Genomic DNA, 20,205 nt, shown 5'->3' on the forward strand with positions numbered 1-20,205 from the left:
AGCGCGTCCTTCAGCGACCGGGGATCTCGATTGTGCCGGAAAAGCGGTCGCGCTCATCCCCCTGCTGCAAGATGTGCGAAACCGCCCGGAACGTCGATGTCTTGCACCGCGGGAAGCGGAAGACGTCCACGCCACGCCTGGCGGCGCGGCTAGGCGCGCTGGTAGCGCGTCCGGCTCGACAGCAGCAGGCCGACGACGGAGGCGAGCCCGGTGATCACCCAGGTCCACTGCCAGCCGCCGGCGGCGGCGGCCACCCAGGCCACCAGCGGCGGGCCGATGAACTGCCCCGCCGACGAGCATTGCTGCATCCAGCCCACGGTGGTCGATACCGTATGCTCGTCCGGCGCCACATGCACCGCGAGCGCGAACAGCGTCGCCGGAATCAGGCCGCCGATCGCCGAGAACAGCACCACCGCCAGGTAACGCGCGACCGGCGCCTCGGCGGTGAGCGGGCTGAAGGCGACGAAGGCGGTCGCCGCCATCGCCAGGAAGCCGGCGTAGAGCAGGTGGCGGGCGCACACGCCGCGGTGCAGCAGGCGGCCGGCGGCGACGTTGCCGGTGACGTTCACCAGGCAGGCGAAGGCGGTGAGCAGACCGGCAAGCTGCCCGGACAGCCCGGCCTGGGCGTAGATCGACGGCAGGAAGCCGATCACCGCCAGCCACTGGCTGGAATACATCGAGAAGGTGATCGCCACCCGCCACGGCCCGGCGCTGCCGAGCGTGGCGCGCAGGCGCGAAGTCCACTGGCTGCGCGCGGCAGCAGGCGCGCCGGCCGGGGCACTGGCGCCCGCCGCGACCCGCCGGGCACGGTCGGACGGCACGCGCAGGAACAGCCATGCCGCCACCGCGGCCGACACCCCGGCCAGCGCCCCCCACAGCCCCTGCCAGCCGAGCACGCTCATCAGCGCCGGGCCGCCGGCCAGCACCAGCGCGGTGCCGGTCGCCATGTAGGTGCCCCACAGGCCCAGATGCAGCGCGAGCCGGCTCGGCGGCACCAGTTGCCGGATCAGGCTGGGCACCGGCAGCACCACCAGCAGGAAGCCGAGCCCCTCGAGCGCGCGCAAGGCCAGCAGACCGGACGGCTGCGTCGCCCATGCGCCGGCGAGGCTGGCGGACGCGAGCACGAACTGGCCGAGCAGCATGCTGCGGCGCAGGCCGAAACCGTCCGCGGCCAGGCCGATGAACACGCCACCGAGCATGCCCGCCATCTGCACCATCGACAGCAGGAAGCCGGCCTCGACCAGGCTGACGCCGAGCGCATCGCGCAGGACCGGAAGCGCAGGCGGGATCTTGCCGATGTGCAGCGCGGCCACCATGCCCGCGATGATCAGGATGAAGGCCGGCGGAACCCCCACGCCCGCCTGCCGGCCGGCGCTTGCGTCCGCGCCGGGATGTGCTGTGCGAACCATCTTTCTCCTCTCGTCGCCCCAGGGCCGCGAGAGCATAGCCGGGATCGCCGCCATCCGCCCAGCATGGACGCGGCGGCACACTGGGCGGCGGCGGTCGACGCACGTGCCGCGATGTGGGCGACACCCGGGGCGGACGGGCGCGCTTCAGCCCGGGCGGCCGTCCGCGTGCGCGCGCAGCGCGGCGACCAGGCGCAGCAGGTCGGCACGGAAATCGGGGTCGGGGCGCAGCGGCGAGGCGATGCGGAAGGCCAGCGGCGCCAGCGGCGCGGGCAGGGCCTCGTCGGACGGCATGGTCGCGCCCTGCACCAGTACCGGGATCACCGGCTTGCCGCGCTCCAGGGCGCTCTCGACCTCGATCCGCACCATGTCTTCGGAATCGTCCAGGCGGCGCCGGCCCTGGGGGTCGGCAACATCCAGCCAGCGTGGGCCGATGACCACCAGCACCACCTCGGCACTGTCGAGCGCACGCCCGATCACGCTGCGGTAGTCCTCGCCCGGCGTCTGGCGCTCGACGTCGAGGAAGATGTGCGAGGCATCGAAACCCCTGCGCAGCGCGTCGTGCAGGCGACCGACGGTCTCGCGGCTGTCGTCGCGCCGGTAGGAGATGAAGATGCCGAGCGCGACCGGCGCCTCGTCGGCGATCTCGCCGGTCGGCCAGCGCACCAGGCCGTGGAGCGCGAAACCCGCGTAGCCGACGAGTACGACGAGGCCAGCGAGGAACTGCGCCGCCGCCTCGGGACGCGCCACAGCGAGCAGCGCGCACAGCACCGCCGCCGCCACGATCAGCGCGAAGACGGCGAAGCCGACGCGGCGCGCGCCCGGGCGCCGCAGGCTGATCATGCGCCCGAAGGCGAAGGCGGCCGTGGCGACGGTGAGGCCGGTGCCGCCGACGATCCACTGCCCGGCGGTGCCGGCGTAGGGCAGCAGCAGCAGCGCCCCCGCGGTGGCGAGCAGGACGGCTCCCGCAAGCGCCATCGACGCCAGGCCCAGCCAGCGCACCCGCGCCATGCGGCGGGCCTCGTCCTCGTCTGCGGTCCCCATGTCAATCCGCCGCCAGGGCCTGCCACAGCCCGCCCTTCTCGAGATGCACGCGCCCGGGGGCGACGCCCGGGGTGCGCACCTCGGCCGCCTCGCGCGTGCTCCGGCGTTCGAACTCGTAGATCAGCGCGCTCGTATAGTGCGTCGGCGTGTATGCCTGCACGGCGATCGCCTGCGGCAGGCGCAATCCCCCGCTGGTCACCCAGGCACCGGCCTCGGGCCCAGTCGGGGCCCGAGGTGCGGCCGCGAAGTCCTGGTCGGTGACGACGAACACGATCACGCGATAGCGTCCCGGCGGCGCGTTGAACAGCGCACGCAGGCGGTCGGCGAAGCCCTTGCCGGTACCACTCTCATCCACGCTCCAGCGCTGCGGCAAGGCATAGGGGCTGGCGTCGTCATGGATCTGCTCGGCACGCGAGGCCAGGGCGAAGCCGCCGGGCACGCGGTAATAGCTGCGCTCGACGTAACCCGCGGCATCGAAGGCGGCCTCGAGATGCCGCGCGGCCGAGCCCAGCGTAGCTCCCGCCTGCGGCGCCAGCCAGGCGCGCTCGAGCAGCTGGAAGGCCGAAAAGTGCGGCGGCGGCCAGGGGAACTCCGGCAAGGCCAAGGGCTGCCCGGCACCGTTCTTGGGTGGCGGCGGAGCGGGCATTGCCCGCGGCGGTTCCGTTTCGGGCTCCGGAGCCGGCGGGGGCGGATGCGGCGCGCCGTCGCGTGGAGGCTCGGTGGTCATGGGCTCGCCCGGCGGTGGCGGAATGGTGGCCGGCGGCTCGGCGCGCATGCAGCCCGCTGCGACGGCCAGCACCAGCGCGCACATGAGCGCATGCGCAATCCATCTCCCGCTCCGGCATCCACTCATCGCACGCGCCCTCCCCAAGCCACCCTTCGTCGCCCCACGTCCGCGGCGGATGCCGCCCGCACCCCGAGTCCAAGTTTTGACACCTATGCCATCAATCTAGGACAGGATCACGCCGAGCGCGACGACAGCCCGCGGCGCGCGCTTCGAGACTTGGTCACCCAGGCCGCGCGGAGTACATTTGCGCCCATTCCGCTTTTCCGGCCCGACGCCCCATGACCGCCCAGCCTCCCGAGATCCGCCCCGGCCAGTCCATCGAACTGCTCAAGCAGCTGCATATCCTGACCCGCGACGGCAAGCTCAACCAGGACAGCCGGCGCAAGCTCAAGCAGGTCTACCACCTGTACCAGTTCATCGAGCCGCTGCTCGCCGACGCGCTCGCCGAGCGCCCCGACCTCGAGCTCGTCGACCATGGCGCGGGCAAGTCCTACCTCGGCTTCATCCTCTACGACCTGTTCTTCAAGGCGCATGCACCGGCCGGCCGCATCCACGGCATCGAGACCCGCGACGAGCTGGTGATGAGCTCGCGCCGGCTCGCCGACAAGCTCGGTTTCTCGGCCGGCATGCGCTTCCAGAACCTCAGCGTGGCGGACTCGATCACCTCGGACCGCCTGCCCGCGCGCATCGACATCGTCACCGCGCTGCACGCCTGCAACACCGCCACCGACGACGCCATCCGCTTCGCGCTGAAGAAGGGCGCACGCTCGATCGTGCTGGTGCCCTGCTGTCAGGCCGAGGTCGCGAGCGTGCTGCGCAAGCACAAGCAACAGGCGCTCAAGCACCCGATCGCCGAGCTCTGGCGCCACCCGATCCACACCCGCGAGTTCGGCAGCCACGTCACCAACGTGCTGCGCTGCCTGCAGCTCGAAGCCCACGGCTACGAGGTCACGGTAACCGAGCTCGTCGGCTGGGAGCACTCGATGAAGAACGAGCTGATCATCGCCCGCTTCCAGCCCGACCGCCCGCGCCGGCGCGCGGCGGAACGGGTGGCCGAGTTGCTGGAGAGTTTCGGTCTGCAGGAACTTTCCGGGCGCTTCTTCACCGAATGAACGAGCTATCTGCGCACGCTGCCGGAAGGCGCATGCCGGCACTACACGCGCCAAGGGAGGCCAAAATGACCGTACTGCTGCAGATCGATTTCCCCTTTTCCGGCCCCTGGGGCGAGGACATGGCGGCGGGCATGAAGGCGCTCGCGGCCTCGATCGCCGAGGAGCCGGGGCTGGTCTGGAAGATCTGGACCGAGAACCGCGAGGCCGGCGAGGCCGGCGGCATCTACCTGTTCACCGACCGCGACAGCGCCCAGGCCTACCTCGAGATGCACCGCGCACGCCTGCTCGGCTTCGGCATTGCGACGGTCAATGCCAAGCTGTTCGACGTCAATCGGAACCTGTCGCTGATCGATCGCGCCCCGCTGTCCTGAGCGCCCGCCCGGGCGCCCATGGAGGGCGAGCGGGCCAGCCGCTCGCACGCACATGACCGCTCCCCGCACCCCGCTGTCCTTCCTGCTGTCCTCGGCCCACGCCGACAAGTTCCCGCACCGCCTGGTGGCGGATTTTCCGCACATCGCGCGCAAGCTCGACGAGCTGTGGAACGATCCGGAGGCCCTGACCGAGTACTTCTCCGAGCTGATGGTGTCGAAGCGCGCCGGGCGGCGTGGTTTCCCGCCCGAGGTCGGTGCCGAGATCCTGGCGCTGAGCCTGGCCTACGACCGCATCGGCGCGATCCACCCGCCGGAACAGGAGATCGCTGCGCACGCGGAAGGTCCGTCGCGCCACGCCTGGGATTTCGAGCGCGCGGTCGCCGAACTCGACCGCCTCGACGTGTCCCGCTCCATGGCCGGCTTCGTGCGTGCGGTCGAGAGCGGCGACGAACACGTGTGCCGGCTGCTGCTGGATACCGGCTTCGACGTCAATGCACGCGACGCCCGCCAATGGACGCCGCTGATGGTCGCCGCCTTCAGCGGCCGGGAAGCCCTCGCGCTCGAACTCATCCGGCTCGGCGCCAGCCTGCACGCGCAGGACACGGACGGCTACACGCCGCTGCACTGGAGCGCGCTCAACGGCTACGTCGCGGTAGTGGAGCTGCTGCTGCGCCGGGGCGCGGACGTGGACGCCCTCAGCCTCGCGGGCATCACCCCGCTGCTGCAGGCCTCGGCGCGCGGCCACGCGGCGGTGGTGGAACTGCTGCTGCGCCACAAGGCCCGGGTCAACATCGTGGCCGCCGACGGCTCGACCGCGCTGCTGAAGGCGGTCGCCAACGGCCACTGGCGGATCATCAGGCTCCTGCTCGACGCCGGTGCATCGACCCAGGCCAAGATGCAAGGTGGCGCCACCCTGGCCGAGATCGCCGCGCGCTCGCGGGATCCGCGCATCCGCGAGCGCATCGCGATCGCGATCCGCATGGAACGCCGCGGCGACGCGCCGCTGCAGCACGAGGATCCGCAGCACTGAGTTCCCGGCCGCAGCGCGCCTGAAGCAGCCGGACGTGGGGTTACAATCCGGGGCCGCATGCGCCCGAGCCGGAAATTGCCCCTCCCCCGCCTCCCCTATCGCCACGACGCCATCGCCATACGTGGCCATCATCCCGAAGCCTCGTGTCCGGCCAGCGAGACCCACGGCCCGGCCGGCCGCTGCGCGATGCGGGCGCAGGAGCCGGCATGACGGCAGGACCGACCGCCCTGCTCGCGGTGCTGGTGGTCGCGCTGACCTCGCTCGGCCCGCTGTCCACCGACTTCTACCTGCCCTCGCTGCCGGCGATCGGGCGCGCGCTGGCGACCGACAGCGCAGGCGTGCAGCTCACGCTGTCGGTCTATCTGCTCGGCTTCGGCTTCGGCCAGCTGCTGCTCGGTCCGCTCTCCGACCGCTACGGGCGGCGCCCGGTGATGCTGTGGGGCATGGCGGTGTTCGTGCTGTCCTCGGCGGCCTGCGCGCTCGCCACCTCGATCGAGGCCCTGGTGGCGGCGCGGCTGGTGCAGGCCCTGGGCGCCTGTGCGGGACCGGTGCTGGGCCGCGCCGTGGTGCGCGACGTGTATGGACCGCAGGACTCCGCGCGCATGCTGTCGCACGTGTCCACCGCCACCGCGCTCGCGCCGCTGCTGGCGCCGATCTTCGGCGGCTGGCTCACCGCCGGCTTCGGCTGGCGCGCGACCTTCGTCGTGCTCACCGTCTACGGCAGCGTGCTCATGCTGTTGGTGTGGCGCCTGCTGCGCGAGACCAACTCTCATCCCGATGCGCACGCCATGCATCCGGCGCGCATGCTGGCCAACTACCGCACCCTGCTCGCCGACCCCGGCTACCGCAGCGCGCTGCTGATCGGCTGCGGCGCCTTCGCGACACTGTTCGCCTTCATCTCCGGCTCGCCCTTCGTCTATATCGAGCTGTTCGGCATGTCGCCGCTGCAGATGGGGCTCGCCTTCGGCGTCAACGTGACCGGCTTCATGCTCGGCACCGTGATGTCGGCGAGGCTGTCGAAGCGGCTCGGCCCCGCACGCCTGATCCGCATCGGCGTGCTGACGGGCGGCGCATGCGGCATCGTGCTCGCCACGCTGGCGCTGGCCGGCGTCATGCATCCGGCGGCAGTGATGGTCCCGGTGTGGGGCGTCACCGCCGCGATCGGACTGATCCTGCCCAACGCCACCGCGCTCGGGCTGGCCGGCTACCCGAAGATGGCGGGCGCGGCGGCCTCGCTGATGGGTTTCGTACAGATGGGCCTGGGCGCCGGCGCCGGCATGGTGGTCGGCCACGGCGTGCAGGACAGCACCCTGCCGCTGGCGCTGACCATGGCCGGCGCGATGCTGTTCAGCCTGCTGGTATGGCGCCTCGGGCCACGGCGCTGAAGCACGCGCACCGCCCGCGCACACCGGCAGCGGGAAGAGCGCTGCCCGGCGCACCTGCGGGCGGAGTTCGCGCTCAGATGCGGAAGGGCTGCTCCGCCGCCAGCACCTCCGGGCTGCGCCCGATCAGGGTCAGGCGCGGGGTCTGGTTGGGCGGCATGTTGGCGACGATGCGCCTGATCATCGTTGCCCAGTCGCCGTCGTAGCGCCCCTCGTCCCACACCCGCAGCAGTTCCTGGGTGAAGCGGCCGTTGCCGACACCGTCCTGCGACTCCTGGTTGTCCTGGCAGCCGGCGAGCAGCAGCACCGGGCAGCGCAGCGGCATGTCGAGCTCGCGGGTGAGCACGCGCTCGTCCGGCCCGCGCTGCTGGCGGCCGAGCGCGGTGTAGAAGTCGCGATGGGTGCGGAAGGTCTTCATCGCCAGCGCCAGCGGCAGCAGGCGGGTGCGCACGGCCGGCGCGCCATCGGCCGCCACCGGCTGGGCGGTGCGCGCAGCGCGCGACACCGTGCCGCTGTGGCAGCTGTCGGAGATCATCACGATGCGCACGTCGTCGGCGAACTTCGACCACAGCTCGTAGAGCTCGTCATCGATCAGCATGCCGTCGTACAGGCACAGGGTCTCGTCGGCGCCGTCGTCCTCATCGGCGTTGAAGTCCGGCACCTGGCTGCCGTGGCCGGCATAGGTGAGCATGAACACGTCGCCGGCCTCGAGCCTGGCCGCGGCATCGGCGATCGCCTTCTTCACCGCGTCGCGGGTGGCCGCCTCGTCGAGCAGTACGATGCGCTGCTCGAAGCCGCGCTCGGCGGCGATGCGCTCCATGTCCTCGGCGTCGAAGTGGCAGCCGAAGAGCTCGGCGTCGCCGCCGTAATGCGCCGCATCGACCTTGTTGAGGCCGATGTGCACCGACCAGCCGCGACGGGCGGGCGCAGCGGCCTTCGCTGCAGCCGTCGCCGCCGGCTTCTTACCGGTGCCGCGCGCGCGCGGCGCCGCCGTGCGCCCGGCCACCGCCTGGATGGCCTTCTCGAAGCGGTCGGCGACGCGTCCGTAGCCGGGATTCTTCGGGTGCAGCTCGTCGTGCCAGACGTTCAGGGTGTTGCCCACCGCACCGCGCGCGTCGACATGGAGCGCGCGCGCGCCGAAGCGGGCGACGAGCTGGCGCAGGCGTTCGTTGAAGCGGTCGATCATGTGCGCGGCGATGCCGCGCTGCACCGCGCCGTCCTTGATGCCGCGCGAGATCATCGGCTTGCCCAGCCACTTGCCGGCGTTGGGGATCACGTAGTCGTAGCCGTGGCAGATCGTCACCACCCCCGGCAGCGCCTCGACGTCGCGCAGCACGCGCTCGTACATCGCCAGCGCGTGGTCGAGCAGTTGCTCGAAGCTCGGCAGCACGTGCGCCGCCGGCGACAGCGCGGGGTCGAAATCGCGCAGGTGGGCGCGCAGGTTGCCGCCGCCGAGCGCGTCGTTGCCGCCCGCCGAGAACAGGAAGATCGAGGCCTTGGCCTCGCCGATCGCATCGACGTACTCGCGGTCCTCGAGCATGTTCTCCAGCGTGTCGCCGGCCGCGTCCAGGCTGCGCACCGCGAAGCCCTTCCCGTACAGCTGGTCGATCGTGTCCTCGAGCTTGATCGGGTACTGGAACCAGGAGTCGCCCTCGGAGACCAGCACCGGCCCCTTGTAGCCGTCGGCGAGCATGCGGTCGAAGCGGATGCGGCGGCGCATGCGGGCGATGCCGTTGGCGAAGTTCATCGCCGCCTCGCTGCGCGCCCGCGCCTCGCCGGGGTCGGCCGGGAGTTCGACGGTGTCGGGGTTGAGCTGCAGCTTCGGGTGGAAAAGTCCGGAGTGCTCGTCGTCGGTGATGAAGTAGTCGGCCAGTTCGCTCTCGGGGACGGAGAGGTCGGCGAGCTTGCGGTTGAGTTCGGCGGGGGTGATGCGCGGAGCGGGCATGGGAGTCTCCTGTTGCGCTTCGACGACGGCGGAACGCGCACCCGCAACGGGGCAGCCAGCCACCCAAGGCCGCCCCGTTCCGGGCACTGCGGGATTCGCTTCAGCATAGGCAGGGCTTTGCACCCTGTCCATGTGATCCGCATGCCCGTCGCGGCTCACGCCAGCGTGCGCGCCGCCTCCACGATCGCGGCGATGCGCGCCTCGAGCGCATCGAGGGCGGGGGCGACGCCGGGCTCGCCCTGTTCGATCGCCTTCTCCAGCGCCGCGGCGGCGTCCATGATCTCCAGCGCGCAGATGAAGCCCGCATTGCTGCGCAGCGTGTGCATGCGGCGGGCGGCGGCATCGACTTCGCCGCGATCGAGGTCCGCGCGCGCCTGCGCCACCACGCCGGCGTTGTCCTCGATGAAGAGCTCGAGCAGGCCGAGGAACATGCCGCGGTCCTTGCCGAGGCGCTGCATCGCGCGCTCGCGGTCGATGCCGGGCAGGACGGGAAAGTCGTCGGCGGCAGCCGGAGGGGCCGCTGCAGGCGCTTGCGCACCCGGCGCGCGCCGGGCGATCCAGCGCATCAGCACCTGTGTCATCTGCTCCAGATCCATCGGCTTGGGCAGCACGTCGTCGGCGCCGGCCGCGCGTGCGGCGGCCTGCTGGTCCGCGCGCACGCCGGCGGTGAAGGCGATCACCGGCAGCGCCGCGAGACCCAGTTCGCCGCGGATGCGGCGGGTGGCGCCGAGGCCGTCGAGCACCGGCATCTGCACGTCCATCAGCACCGCGTCGAAGGCGTCCGCGCCGCTCCTGAGCACCTCGAGCGCCTGCTGGCCGTCCGCGGCCAGGGTCGCGCTGGCGCCCTCCAGTGCCAGCGCGCGCTCCACCAGGTCGCGGTTCATCGCGCTGTCGTCGACCACCAGCACATGCGCGCCGAGCAGCCGCGGGCCGCTCGCGCCCTCGGCCGGCGGCGGGGCGGCGGCGGTGACGGCTTCGCTGTCGGCCACGCGCTCGAGCGGCAGCTCGAACCAGAAGCGGCTGCCCAGACCGGGCTGGCTGTCGGCGCCGATCGTGCCGCCCATCAGCTCGACCAGGCGCTTGCAGATCGACAGCCCCAGCCCGGTGCCGCCGAAGCGGCGGCCGATGCCGGCGTCGGCCTGGGTGAAGGGGGTGAACAGGCGCGCCAGGGCCTCGGGCGCGATGCCGATGCCGGTATCGCGCACCTCCACGCGCAGGCGCAGACCCGCATCGGTGACTTCGTCGGCGCACACCCGCAGCGCCACCTCGCCGCGCTCGGTGAACTTGATCGCGTTGCCGACCAGGTTGAGCAGGATCTGCTCGATGCGCAGGCCGTCGCCGCGCAGCAGGCCGGGCGGCAGCGCCGGCGGCTCGACACGCAGGGCCAGCCCCTTGGCGTGCGCGGCCTGGCCCATCAGGCTGTCGACGCTGGCGAGCAGCGCGGCGAGGTCGAAGGGCCGCGGCTCGATGCGCAGCTGGCCGGCCTCGATCTTGGACAGATCGAGCACGTCGTCGAGGATGGCGAGCAGCGACTGGCCGGCGCTGCGGATGCGCCCGACCATGTCGCGCTGGTTGGCGGCGAGCGGCTCGCGCTCGAGCACCTGGGCGAGGCCGAGCACCGCGTTCATCGGCGTGCGGATCTCGTGGCTCATGTGGGCGAGGAACTCGCTCTTGGCGGCGTTGGCCGCAGCCGCTTCCGCCGAGGCCTGGCGCAGGCGCTCCTCCATCTCGATGCGCGCCGAGATGTCCTCGACGATGCCGAGGTAGCGCGGCGCGTCCTCCGAGGCCACCTGCACCGGCGCGAAGGCGAGACTGACCCACACCGGCGTGCCGTCCGGGCGCAGGTAGCGCTTGTTGAGCCGGTAGCCGGCGCTACGCCCGGCAGTGAGGCGGTCGAGCTGGACGCGGCTTTCGGCGACATCGTCGGGGTGGGTGAGCTGCATCGGATCGGTACCGACCAGGGGCGCGGCGGGGCGCCCGACGATCTCGGCGAAGCGCGCGTTGGCCTCGGTGATCCGCCCGCTCTCCGGATCGAGCAGCACGACGCCGAGCGGGGCCTGCTCGAAGATCACCCGGAAGCGCGCCTCGGCGGCCTGGCGGGCCTGGAGCGCGGCGAGCTCCTGCTGCTCGCGGTCGCGGCGCCACATCAGGTAGCCGGCGGAATAGACCAGCAGCAGGCCCAGCCCCATCACCACGCCCATGCCCCAGGTGAGCGTGCGGATGCCGGAGTAGGCCTCGCGCTCGTCGATCTCGGCGAGCATCAGCCACGGCGTGCCCGCGACCGCGGCGGCGTAGGCCAGCACCGGCACGCCGCGGTAGTCGCGTCCGCCGGCGAGGATGCCGCGCTCGCCGAGCGCGGCGCGCGCGGCCGGCAGGTCGGGGGTGGCGAGCGGGCGGGTCAGGCTGAGCGCGGCGGCCGCGTCGTGGCGCAGCGGGGTCAGGAAGCGCACGCCGTCCGCGTCGCGGCGCACCAGGTAGGTCTCGGCGCTGCGGGTAGGCACCGGCCAGGACTCCACCATCGGATAGAGCTCGCTCTCGGCGCGCAGGCTCAGGTAGGCCACGCCGCGCACCGGCGAGCCCACCGGCGCGAGCACGCCGTAATGGACCTCGCCGCGGGCATCGACATGCAGGTCGACCAGTTCCACCCGCGGCCGGCGCATCACGTCGGCGATCAGCGTGGCATGGGCCGGGAGGTCCGGCGCGCCGAGGGTCAGCGCCGGCGCCCCGTGCTCGTCGAACAGCGCCAGGCCCTGCCAGCCGCGCAGGCGCGCGAGCTCCTCGACCAGCGCGCGCATGCGCGCGAACGCGGCTTCGTCGCGGCGCCCGCCGTCCAGCCAGTGCTCGAACACCGCCTCGAGCTGGGAGTGGCCGGAGAAGTACATCTCGGCATCGACCCTCGCCTCGGCCAGCCAGCCCTCGATCTGCTGGCGCTTCTGCTCGGCGATGACGGCCAGCGTGCGCTGCGTCTCGCGGCGGATCTCCTCGCTCAGCGAGCGGTAGCCGAAGGCGCTGACCGCGGCGATCAGCAGCGTGAGGGCGAGCAGCGGGAAGGCGAAGCGCAGCAGCGCCCGGCGGGCGGGCGGCGAAGTGAGGGCGCGTCGTGAAGCGTCATTCATGGGCGAGGGGCCGCGCACTGCCCGGGCAAGGCGCGCACGCTGTGCTGCAGGGGGCAAGGGATGGCATGCGCACCGGGGCTCAGCGGCCGGCGCCGGCGAGGAACAGCGCCGGATCGACCATGGTCCGGTTGAGCATCACCGACCAGTGCAGGTGCGGCCCGGTGGCGCGCCCGGTGGCGCCGACCGCGCCGATGCGCGCGCCGGTGGCGACGAGATCGCCGACCTTCACGTCGATGCGGCTGAGGTGGCAATACATGGTCAGCAGGCCCTTGCCGTGATCCAGCCACACGGTGTGGCCGTTGAAGAAGTAGTCGCCGGTATCGATGACCCGCCCGGCGGCCGGCGCCACCACCGGCGTACCGCTGGGCGCGGCGATGTCCATGCCGCCGTGGGGCTTGCGCGGCTGGTCGTTGAACACGCGGCGCAGGCCGAAGGAACCGGAGCGCCGGCCCGGCACCGGCTGCCGCAGCTGCAGCGTGTCGGGGGCGGTGGCGCTCCAGGTGGCGATCACCTCGGCGGTGTGGGCGCGCTCGCGCTCGTGACGGGCGAGATCCTGCGCCGACAGATCGACCTTGCCCGGCGCCACCTTCAGGCGCTGCTCGGCGTAGCGCACCGGCGCCACGGTGAAGCCCACGCGCGCGGCCGGCTCGCCCTCGCGGCGCACCTCGAGCACGCGCTCGCCGGGCTCGGCCTCGAGCGGGACGCCCACCACCGCGGTCCATCCGCCCGGCCGCCCGTTCACCAGCACCGGCACGCCATCGACGCTCGCCTGCGGCGCCACCAGCGCCGGTCCCAGCTCGACCAGCGCCACCCCGCCCGGCACGCTGCGCGCGCGCGGCAGCTCCATCGCCCAGGCCGGCGGTGCGGACAGCGCTGCGGCGAGGACGAGCGCCGCCAGCGCGAAACGACGGGGCAGCACCCCGGCGCGGAGGAAGAAAGACATCACCATCGGATTCCCGGCTGCAGTCGACGCGACAGAGGCGCCATCGGGGCGGATGATACCGGCTGGGCGCGGCGGAGGCGGCGAACACTGCGCTAGAATCCGCCACCTCATTTTTACCGCGCCCATACCCGGGCATAACCACACAGTGCTGCTACGAGCGGCAGGAGAACGCTGATGCAAGCCTTCGCCAACGAGGTCGTCGACCTCCTCAATGGCCTCCTCTGGGGCAAGATCCTGATCTGGCTGCTGGTCGGTACAGGCATCTGGTTCACGCTGCGCCTGGGCTTCATCCAGCTGCGCCACCTCGGCCACACCTTCACCGTGCTGCGCGGCAGCCGCCAGTCCGACGCCTCGGGCATCTCGTCCTTCCAGGCGCTGTGCACCTCGCTCGCCGCGCGCGTGGGCACGGGCAACATCGCCGGCGTGGCGGTGGCGATCACGCTCGGCGGGCCGGGCGCGATCTTCTGGATGTGGGTGATCGCGCTCGTCGGCATGGCCACCGGCTTCGCCGAGGCGGCGCTCGCACAGCTCTTCAAGGTGCGCGACGACAAGGGCCAGTTCCGCGGCGGCCCGGCCTACTACATGGAGAAGGGCCTCGGCCAGCGCTGGGCGGGCACGATGTTCTCGATCTTCCTGATCATCGCCTTCGGCTTCGCGTTCAACTCGGTGCAGTCGAACACCATCGCCGGCGCCATGGTCGGCGCCTTCGGCCTCGACATGGGCACGATGAGCCTGGCCGGCAACGAGGTCGGCGTCGCCGCGCTGGTGATCGGCCTGGCGGTGACCGTGCTCACCGCGGCGATCATCTTCGGTGGCCTGCGCTCGATCGCGCGCTTCTCCGAACTGGCCGTGCCCTTCATGGCGGTCGGCTACCTGGTGGTGGCGATCGGCATCATCATCGCCAACCTCGGCGAGGTACCGGCGGCGCTGGCGCTGATCTTCAAGAGCGCCTTCGGCCTGCACGAGGCTGCCGCCGGCGGCATCGGCGCGGCGATCCTGAACGGGTTCAAGCGCGGCCTGTTCTCCAACGAGGCCGGCATGGGCTCGGCGCCCAACGCCGCCGCCGCGGCCACGCCCTACCCCCCGCACCCGGCCTCGCAGGGCTACGTGCAGATGGCCGGCGTGTTCATCGATACCCTGCTGATCTGCACCGCCTCGGCAGCGATCATCCTGCTCGCCGGTCCGGTCGAAGGCACCGGCATCGGCCTGGTGCAGAACGCGCTGACCGCCGAGGTGGGCGGCTGGGGCAAGTACTTCCTCGCCATCGTGGTGCTGTTCTTCGCCTTCACCTCGATCGTCGCCAACTACTTCTACGCCGAGAACTGCCTGGTCTTCATCGAGCACAACCACCCCGCCGGGCTGCTGACCTTCCGCCTGATCGTGCTGGCGATGGTGCTGTTCGGCGCGGTCGGCTCGCTGCCCTTCATCTGGAACCTGGCCGACGTCGCGATGGGCCTGATGGCGATCACCAACCTGATTGCCATCCTGCTGCTGTCGGGCCTGGCGGTGAAGCTGGCGCGCGACTACGACGCCCAGCGCGCCGCCGGCAAGCTGCCGAAGTTCGACGCCAGCCAGTACCCCGAGATCCGCAGCAAGCTGGAGCCGGGCATCTGGGATTGACGCCGTCCGTGACCGAAGCATGAAGCGTGGAATCGCCAGACTGGCTAGACTGCAGTCAAGCGGCGATTCCCCGCTTCGTCATTTCCGCCCTGGAGACCGCACATGAGCCTCGACACCCGCCAGATCGAACGCGACGTGGAGGCCGCTGTCGGCGCCGACACCGCCTCCATCGCCGAACGCGTCCGTGCCATCACCCTCGCCGCGCTGAGCGAAGGCCGCCTCGACGGCCAGGCCTTGCGCGCGGTGATGAACGCGGTCCTCGAAGGCGCGCAGAAGGGCGCGATGCCGGTCGACGCCGAACGCAGCGCCGCCTTCAAGGAAGCGATGCACGGCCTCGACCAGGCCATGGCCAGCGCCGCCCAGGCGACGCAGCTGGCGATGCAGGAAGCCATCGGCCGCAGCGCCGAGTTCTCGCGCGAGGGCCTGCGCCAGACGCTGGAGCCCTTCTCGAGCCTGGAAAACGACTTCATCGGCGCGCTCAGCGATGCCGCCCGCAAGACCAGCGGCGAGGCCCGCAGCACGCTGAGCGAACTCGCCGAACACATGCGCCACAGCGGCACCGCCGCCGGCGCGCGCGTGCGCGACGCCGTCGCGGAGCTTGCCCATGCCAGCAGCAGCCTGGCCTGGTCGCAGTTCGACAGCGGCATGCAGACCCTGCGCAACCAGGCCGACCTGCTCGCCGGCCTCGCCGCCGGCGTGCTGCGCGGCCTCGCCGACCGCCTGCAGCCGGGCGCCGGCGAGAACGAACGGAAAGACACCCAGCGCTGATGCTGCTGCAAGCCCTCGGCGCGGCCCGCGACCTGGCCCGCGCGCACGAGATCGCCACCGTGCTCGTGCGCTACGGCTTCAGCGACCTGGTGCGCCGCGTCGGCCTCGGCAACGCCCTCGAGCGCGCCGGCAAGGCGCTGCACTGGCGCGCGCCGGAAGTCCTCGCCCACATGGAGACACCCGAGCGCATCCGGCGCACGCTGGAGGAACTCGGCCCCACCTTCGTCAAGCTCGGCCAGGTGCTCGCCACCCGCGTGGACCTGTTCCCGCCGGAGTGGATCGCCGAGTTCGGCAAGCTGCAGGACGCCGCCCCCGCCGAGCCCTGGGAGCGCATCCGCGCGCAACTGGCCGAGGACCTCGGCGCCGACCCGGAGACGGTTTTCGCCGAGCTCGACCCGGCACCGGTGGCCGCCGCCTCGCTCGCCCAGGTGCATCGCGCGCGCCTCGCCGACGGCCGCGCGGTCGTGCTGAAGGTGCGCCGGCCGGGCATCCGCCCGCAGGTCGAGGCCGACCTCAACCTGCTCTCCCGCCTGGCCGACCTGATCGACGCCGAGGCGCCCGAGCTGCGCCGCTACCGTCCACGCGAGGTGGTGCACGAATTCACCCTGTCGCTGCGCCGCGAGCTCGACTTCGCGGCCGAGTGCCGCAACGCCGAGCGCATCGCCGGCAAGCTCGCCGGCCACGCGGACATCGTGATCCCGGCCATCCACTGGACCTGGTGCGGCGAACGCCTCAACGTGCAGGACCGGATCGACGGCATTCCCGGCCGCCGCCTCGACCTGGTCGACGCCGCCGGCCTCGACCGCAAGGCGCTCGCGCGCAGCGGCGCCGCCGCGGTGCTGAAGATGATGCTGGAGGACGGCCTGTTCCACGCCGACCCGCACCCCGGCAACGTGTTCTACCTGCCCGGCAACCGCATCGCGCTGATCGACTTCGGCATGGTCGGCCGGCTGTCGGAGGCGCGCCGCCACGAGGTCGCGGTGATGCTGCTCGGCCTGGTCTCGGGCGACGCGGAGACGGTGGCCGAGGTCATGCAGGAATGGCGCAGCGGCGACGAAGGCGACAGCGACACCTCGCCCGAACGCCTGCGCCGCGACATCGAGGCCTTCGTCGACCAGTACAAGGGCGTGCCGCTCAAGCGTCTCGACCTCACCGCGATGCTGTCGGACCTGATGGCGCTGCTGCGCGATCACGGCCTGGCGCTGCCGCCCGACCTGGCGCTGATGATCAAGGCCTTCATCACCCTCGAAGGCCTGGGCCGCCAGCTCGACCCCGACTTCGACCTCGCCGGCGAGGTGCGCCCGCTGCTGGAGCAGGTCCTCGCCGCCCACCACGCCCCCGCCGCCATCGCCCGCCGCGGCCTGCGCGGCCTGGGCAGCACGCTGGACCTGGTCACCGGCCTGCCGCAGGACCTGCGCGACCTGCTGCGCGCCGGGCGGCGCGGCAAGCTGCAGATCCAGGTCGACGTGGTCGCGCTCAAGCGCACGGTCGACCAGCTCGACCGTGCGATCAGCCGCATGACCCTGGGCATCGTCACCGCCGCGCTGATCATCGGCACCGCGATCCTGATGGCGGTGGTGCGCGACCCCGGCCTGGCCAGCCTGCGCACCCTCGGCCTGCTCGGCTTCCTCGGCGCGGTCGCCGGCGGGCTGTGGGTGCTGGTGTCGATCTGGCGCAGCGGACGGCGCTGAAGCCGGGCAGGACCACACCCATCACCCTCGCCGCGCCCCGCCGGCGCCTCAGGTCTCCTTACCCGTACGCATGACGCACCTGCTCGAACTGCCCAGCCCCTTCCCCTCCGAACCCGGCCTCGTGCGCCTGCTCGAAGCGCCCGGCAGCGATCCGGCCGAGCTCGCCGCGCGCCTGGTCGAGGGCCGCTACGACAAGCCCTTCGTGCTCGAGAACGGCGGCCTGCGCGCGCTGCATTTCAGCCTCGGCTACGTGCAGAGCATCATGGACATCGCCAACCCGGCGGCGCTGGTGCTGGCCTACGCCCAGCGCATGATGGCCTTCCTGCTCTTCAACCCGCGCCCGCGGCGGATCACCCTGCTCGGGCTGGGCGGCGGCTCGCTGGCCAGCTTCTGCCACCGCCACCTGCCCGCGGCCGATCTCACCGCGCTCGAGATCGACCCGCAGGTGATCGCGCTGCGCGAGCTGTTCGGCGTGCCGCCCGACGACGAGCGCTTCCGTGTCGTCGCCGGCGACGGCGTGCATTGGATCGAGCACGCGACCACGCGCTGCGACGTGCTGCTGATCGACGCCTTCGGCGCCGAGGGCGTGGCGGGCGAGCTGCTCGAGTCGGATTTCTACAGCCACGCCTGCCGCCACCTGACGGGGCGGGGCATCCTGGTCATGAACCTGGCCGGCGAGCGCGAGGGCTACGCGCCGCACGTGGCGCGCGTGCTGGAAGTGTTCGACGAGCGCGTGATCGCCATTCCGGTGCGCGAGGACGGCAACCACATCCTGTTCGCCTTCCGCGACCCGGCCTTCGCGCCGCGCTGGCACTGGCTGCGCAGCCAGGCACAGGCGCTGCAGGGCCGGCTCGGACTCGACTTCCCGGCTTTCGCCCAGCAGCTCGAGGCCGGGGAGCGCCAGGGCCACGCGCAGCGCCTGGCACGCTGAGCGGCATCGTTCGCAGCGCGCTCAGCCCCCGCACTGCGCCGCCAGCCAGCGGCCCTCGGTCTCGACGTCGAGATCGCCGCGCGCGGACTGCATCGTCACCCGGGTGGTGAAGCGCTCGGGGCTGGCGACCCGCGCCTGGAAACTGCCGGTGGCGTCCGGGTCGGTGCAGCGCAGCTTGCCGATCACCGTGTCGCCGCCCTTCATCACGTCGCTCAGCGTGCAGTTGCCCTCGACCTTGCCGGAGTAGATCGTGTCCTGGCGCGCCTGCTCGGGCGTGATGCAGCTGCGCACCGTGCCGTCCTGGCCGAGGCTGACGCCGCGCTGCGCCATCTGCTGCTCGATCATGCGCCGGGTGTCGGCGGGCAGGTTCTTGAGCTGCTGCTGCAGTTGCGCCATCTGCGAAGACATGTCGGGCAGGCCGCCGACGCTCAGACGGGTGGAACGGAACTCCCACAGGCCGGGACGGATGTCGGCGGCGGCGTGGGCGGCGGGCACGAGGCCGGCGAGCGCAAGGACGAGCACGGCGGAGCGGCGGATTGTCATGGGAGGGCTTCCTGTCGTGGCGGATGGGGAAAGCGGCGCCCCGCGCAAGGCGCGGCGGACGGCCGGACGCCGGGATTATCTCAGGCGCGCGCCGCCCATTCCCGCTGCGGCCGCAGCGCGATGGTGAGCAAACATGTCAACCGCCGCGCCCCTGCCGGCCGACGGAAACGGCGCATCGGCCGCCAGCTGGCCTATAATCCGGGCCTTCCTCCCATCGCCGCCCGCCAGCCCATGTCCGCAGCCCATCGTCCCGCCCTCCATCACGCGCCGCTGCGCGTGGGCGGTCGTGTGCGCGCCATCGCCTGCGACGGCTCCCCGCTGCGCGATCTGACCACACAGCTCGCCTTCAAGGTCACAGGGTCTCCCGCCGTGCTTTCCCAAGCCGTGCGGGATCCGGCCAGGGGCTGAGCCCCGCCCCCCCCGCACGGCACCTTGCCCGGGGCGCGCATGCGCGTGCCCTGTTCAACGTGCAGCCAGGGCGGGACGCAACGCCGAGCATCATCCGGGACCGTAGCCACGGTCGGGCCACAGGCCATCCACCGCGACCGGACATCCGCATCCACCCCGCCACAGCTGCCTTCACAGCGCAATACGCTCGCCGTACGCCATTCGCGGCGGCACGCCGGCTCAGGGGTGATGTCATGGTTCTCACACGTAGTTTCGTCAGGGCGAAGCAGCCCTGCTCCGATGGATTCCGCTGGTTCGTCCGCCAGTTCGACGAAGGCGGCCACTATCAGGAGCTGCTCGACAAGATGGTGGCCGCCGGCCGCGTCGGCGACGCCTGCTGGCTGCTGCAGCAGTTCGGCCCGACCGGCGAGGTGCGCGTGGTCGACGCCATCGAGGCCGATGCCATCGTCTTCGCCGGCACGCTGCAGGTGCGCGGCAGCGTGGACGTCGAGGGCGTGATCCACGTCGGCCGCAGCCTGCACGCCGGCGGCGGACTGCGCGTCGGCGGCGATCTGACGGTCGGCGAGGACCTGCGCGTCGAGGGCGGGGTGCGCGGCGAAGGCCGCATCGACATCGGCGGCGACCTGCGCGCCGGCTGGGGGGTGGATTGCGCCGGCGAGCTGCGCTGCCGCGGCGAGGCGCGCATCGGCTGGGACCTGCACTGCGCGGGCCGGCTGCGGCTGGACGGCGGCGCCTGCGTCGGCCTCGACCTGCACGGCAAGGACGACATCCGCTGCAGCAAGGGCCTGCAGGTGGGCGGGGAGCTGATCGCCGAAGCCGGCCTGCGCGCCGAACAGGGCATCACCGCCGGCGGCTCCATCCACGCCGCGCTCCATCTGGAGGCCGGCTGGGGCATCAAGGCCGGGGCGGTCGTCGAGGCCGGCGGCGCGATCCGCGTCGGCGAAGGCCTGCACGCGGGCGAGGCGATCCGCGCCGGAGCCGGCTACGGCGTGTTCGCCGGGCTCGGCGTGCACATGGAGGCCTGGGAGGCCAGCGCCCGCGTCAGCGCCCCGCACAGGCCCGAGGGCCTGATGAGCGGCTGGTGGGCCGGCCCGGTCGCGTGCTGAGG

General features: G+C 72.2%; 16 protein-coding genes. 9 read left to right on the top strand and 7 right to left on the bottom strand.

The genetic code is table 11. The features are described 5' to 3' along the window. Nucleotides 1-149: 149 nt before the first annotated feature. The 3 genes from CKCBHOJB_RS15225 to CKCBHOJB_RS15235 form a co-directional block, all read right to left on the bottom strand. Nucleotides 150-1,409, bottom strand: coding sequence for an MFS transporter (locus CKCBHOJB_RS15225; protein ID WP_281049504.1), 1,260 nt, complete (start codon nt 1,407-1,409; stop codon nt 150-152). A 144-nt stretch (nt 1,410-1,553) separates the two neighbouring features. Continuing rightward, entirely contained in the window at nt 1,554-2,450 is an 897-nt protein-coding gene (locus tag CKCBHOJB_RS15230) for a toll/interleukin-1 receptor domain-containing protein (RefSeq protein WP_281049505.1), read from the bottom strand. A 1-nt stretch (nt 2,451) separates the two neighbouring features. After that, nucleotides 2,452-3,096 carry a hypothetical protein gene (locus tag CKCBHOJB_RS15235; RefSeq protein ID WP_281049506.1) on the bottom strand — a complete coding sequence of 215 codons (645 nt, stop codon included), beginning with the start codon at nt 3,094-3,096 and terminating at the stop codon, nt 2,452-2,454. A gap of 419 nt (nt 3,097-3,515) precedes the next feature. On the opposite strand from CKCBHOJB_RS15235, the gene CKCBHOJB_RS15240 reads away from it, so the two are divergent. From CKCBHOJB_RS15240 to CKCBHOJB_RS15255, 4 genes are all read left to right on the top strand, one after another. Then, a complete protein-coding gene (locus tag CKCBHOJB_RS15240; protein WP_281049507.1) occupies nt 3,516-4,349 on the top strand; it encodes an SAM-dependent methyltransferase in 834 nt (277 codons plus the stop codon). A gap of 65 nt (nt 4,350-4,414) precedes the next feature. After that, nucleotides 4,415-4,720, top strand: a complete 306-nt coding sequence (locus CKCBHOJB_RS15245; RefSeq protein ID WP_281049508.1) for a monooxygenase — start codon at nt 4,415-4,417, stop codon at nt 4,718-4,720. A 52-nt stretch (nt 4,721-4,772) separates the two neighbouring features. Further along, nucleotides 4,773-5,750 carry an ankyrin repeat domain-containing protein gene (locus tag CKCBHOJB_RS15250; RefSeq protein WP_281049509.1) on the top strand — a complete coding sequence of 326 codons (978 nt, stop codon included), beginning with the start codon at nt 4,773-4,775 and terminating at the stop codon, nt 5,748-5,750. A gap of 206 nt (nt 5,751-5,956) precedes the next feature. Next, the gene (locus tag CKCBHOJB_RS15255; protein WP_281049510.1) at nt 5,957-7,135 is read left to right on the top strand and encodes a multidrug effflux MFS transporter; all 1,179 of its coding nucleotides are present in this window, start codon (nt 5,957-5,959) and stop codon (nt 7,133-7,135) included. Nucleotides 7,136-7,208: 73 nt separating this feature from the next. On the opposite strand, the gene CKCBHOJB_RS15260 is transcribed toward CKCBHOJB_RS15255, so the two are convergent. From CKCBHOJB_RS15260 to CKCBHOJB_RS15270, 3 genes are all read right to left on the bottom strand, one after another. Then, the gene (locus CKCBHOJB_RS15260; protein WP_281049511.1) at nt 7,209-9,077 is read right to left on the bottom strand and encodes a caspase family protein; all 1,869 of its coding nucleotides are present in this window, start codon (nt 9,075-9,077) and stop codon (nt 7,209-7,211) included. Between the two features lie 155 nt (nt 9,078-9,232). Then, entirely contained in the window at nt 9,233-12,193 is a 2,961-nt protein-coding gene (locus CKCBHOJB_RS15265) for an ATP-binding protein (RefSeq protein ID WP_281049512.1), read from the bottom strand. A 79-nt stretch (nt 12,194-12,272) separates the two neighbouring features. Then, on the bottom strand, nt 12,273-13,136 hold the full coding sequence (locus CKCBHOJB_RS15270) for a peptidoglycan DD-metalloendopeptidase family protein (protein WP_281049513.1): 864 nt from the start codon (nt 13,134-13,136) through the stop codon (nt 12,273-12,275). A 174-nt stretch (nt 13,137-13,310) separates the two neighbouring features. Here CKCBHOJB_RS15270 and CKCBHOJB_RS15275 point away from each other — a divergent pair, with 174 nt between their 5' ends. The 4 genes from CKCBHOJB_RS15275 to CKCBHOJB_RS15290 all read left to right on the top strand — a co-directional run bounded on the left by CKCBHOJB_RS15275 (nt 13,311) and on the right by CKCBHOJB_RS15290 (nt 18,146). Next, nucleotides 13,311-14,756 carry an alanine/glycine:cation symporter family protein gene (locus CKCBHOJB_RS15275; RefSeq protein ID WP_281049514.1) on the top strand — a complete coding sequence of 482 codons (1,446 nt, stop codon included), beginning with the start codon at nt 13,311-13,313 and terminating at the stop codon, nt 14,754-14,756. Nucleotides 14,757-14,858: 102 nt separating this feature from the next. Beyond that, a complete protein-coding gene (locus CKCBHOJB_RS15280) occupies nt 14,859-15,524 on the top strand; it encodes a DUF6781 family protein (protein WP_281049516.1) in 666 nt (221 codons plus the stop codon). Then, a complete protein-coding gene (locus CKCBHOJB_RS15285; protein ID WP_281049517.1) occupies nt 15,524-17,215 on the top strand; it encodes an AarF/UbiB family protein in 1,692 nt (563 codons plus the stop codon). Before CKCBHOJB_RS15280 ends, CKCBHOJB_RS15285 begins: the two co-directional genes overlap by 1 nt. A 70-nt stretch (nt 17,216-17,285) precedes the next feature. Continuing rightward, entirely contained in the window at nt 17,286-18,146 is an 861-nt protein-coding gene (locus CKCBHOJB_RS15290; protein ID WP_281049518.1) for a spermidine synthase-like protein, read from the top strand. Between the two features lie 21 nt (nt 18,147-18,167). Here CKCBHOJB_RS15290 and CKCBHOJB_RS15295 read toward each other — a convergent pair whose 3' ends face one another. Next, nucleotides 18,168-18,689, bottom strand: a complete 522-nt coding sequence (locus CKCBHOJB_RS15295) for a DUF3617 domain-containing protein (RefSeq protein ID WP_281049519.1) — start codon at nt 18,687-18,689, stop codon at nt 18,168-18,170. Nucleotides 18,690-19,330: 641 nt separating this feature from the next. Here CKCBHOJB_RS15295 and CKCBHOJB_RS15300 point away from each other — a divergent pair. Next, the gene (locus tag CKCBHOJB_RS15300; protein ID WP_281049520.1) at nt 19,331-20,203 is read left to right on the top strand and encodes a hypothetical protein; all 873 of its coding nucleotides are present in this window, start codon (nt 19,331-19,333) and stop codon (nt 20,201-20,203) included. Nucleotides 20,204-20,205 lie beyond the last annotated feature (2 nt).

The organism is Thauera sp. GDN1 (assembly GCF_029223545.1).
GTDB lineage: Bacteria > Pseudomonadota > Gammaproteobacteria > Burkholderiales > Rhodocyclaceae > Thauera.

Coding starts and splice junctions, on each gene's coding strand:
- CKCBHOJB_RS15295 (WP_281049519.1), bottom strand. CDS start 18,689: ATGACAATCCGCCGCTCCGCCGTGCTCGTCCTTGCGCTCGCCGGCCTC.
- CKCBHOJB_RS15285 (WP_281049517.1), top strand. CDS start 15,524: ATGCTGCTGCAAGCCCTCGGCGCGGCCCGCGACCTGGCCCGCGCGCAC.
- CKCBHOJB_RS15275 (WP_281049514.1), top strand. CDS start 13,311: ATGCAAGCCTTCGCCAACGAGGTCGTCGACCTCCTCAATGGCCTCCTC.
- CKCBHOJB_RS15235 (WP_281049506.1), bottom strand. CDS start 3,096: ATGCCCGCTCCGCCGCCACCCAAGAACGGTGCCGGGCAGCCCTTGGCC.
- CKCBHOJB_RS15245 (WP_281049508.1), top strand. CDS start 4,415: ATGACCGTACTGCTGCAGATCGATTTCCCCTTTTCCGGCCCCTGGGGC.
- CKCBHOJB_RS15265 (WP_281049512.1), bottom strand. CDS start 12,193: ATGAATGACGCTTCACGACGCGCCCTCACTTCGCCGCCCGCCCGCCGG.
- CKCBHOJB_RS15270 (WP_281049513.1), bottom strand. CDS start 13,136: ATGTCTTTCTTCCTCCGCGCCGGGGTGCTGCCCCGTCGTTTCGCGCTG.
- CKCBHOJB_RS15240 (WP_281049507.1), top strand. CDS start 3,516: ATGACCGCCCAGCCTCCCGAGATCCGCCCCGGCCAGTCCATCGAACTG.
- CKCBHOJB_RS15280 (WP_281049516.1), top strand. CDS start 14,859: ATGAGCCTCGACACCCGCCAGATCGAACGCGACGTGGAGGCCGCTGTC.
- CKCBHOJB_RS15260 (WP_281049511.1), bottom strand. CDS start 9,077: ATGCCCGCTCCGCGCATCACCCCCGCCGAACTCAACCGCAAGCTCGCC.
- CKCBHOJB_RS15225 (WP_281049504.1), bottom strand. CDS start 1,409: ATGGTTCGCACAGCACATCCCGGCGCGGACGCAAGCGCCGGCCGGCAG.
- CKCBHOJB_RS15230 (WP_281049505.1), bottom strand. CDS start 2,450: ATGGGGACCGCAGACGAGGACGAGGCCCGCCGCATGGCGCGGGTGCGC.
- CKCBHOJB_RS15300 (WP_281049520.1), top strand. CDS start 19,331: ATGGTTCTCACACGTAGTTTCGTCAGGGCGAAGCAGCCCTGCTCCGAT.
- CKCBHOJB_RS15250 (WP_281049509.1), top strand. CDS start 4,773: ATGACCGCTCCCCGCACCCCGCTGTCCTTCCTGCTGTCCTCGGCCCAC.
- CKCBHOJB_RS15255 (WP_281049510.1), top strand. CDS start 5,957: ATGACGGCAGGACCGACCGCCCTGCTCGCGGTGCTGGTGGTCGCGCTG.
- CKCBHOJB_RS15290 (WP_281049518.1), top strand. CDS start 17,286: ATGACGCACCTGCTCGAACTGCCCAGCCCCTTCCCCTCCGAACCCGGC.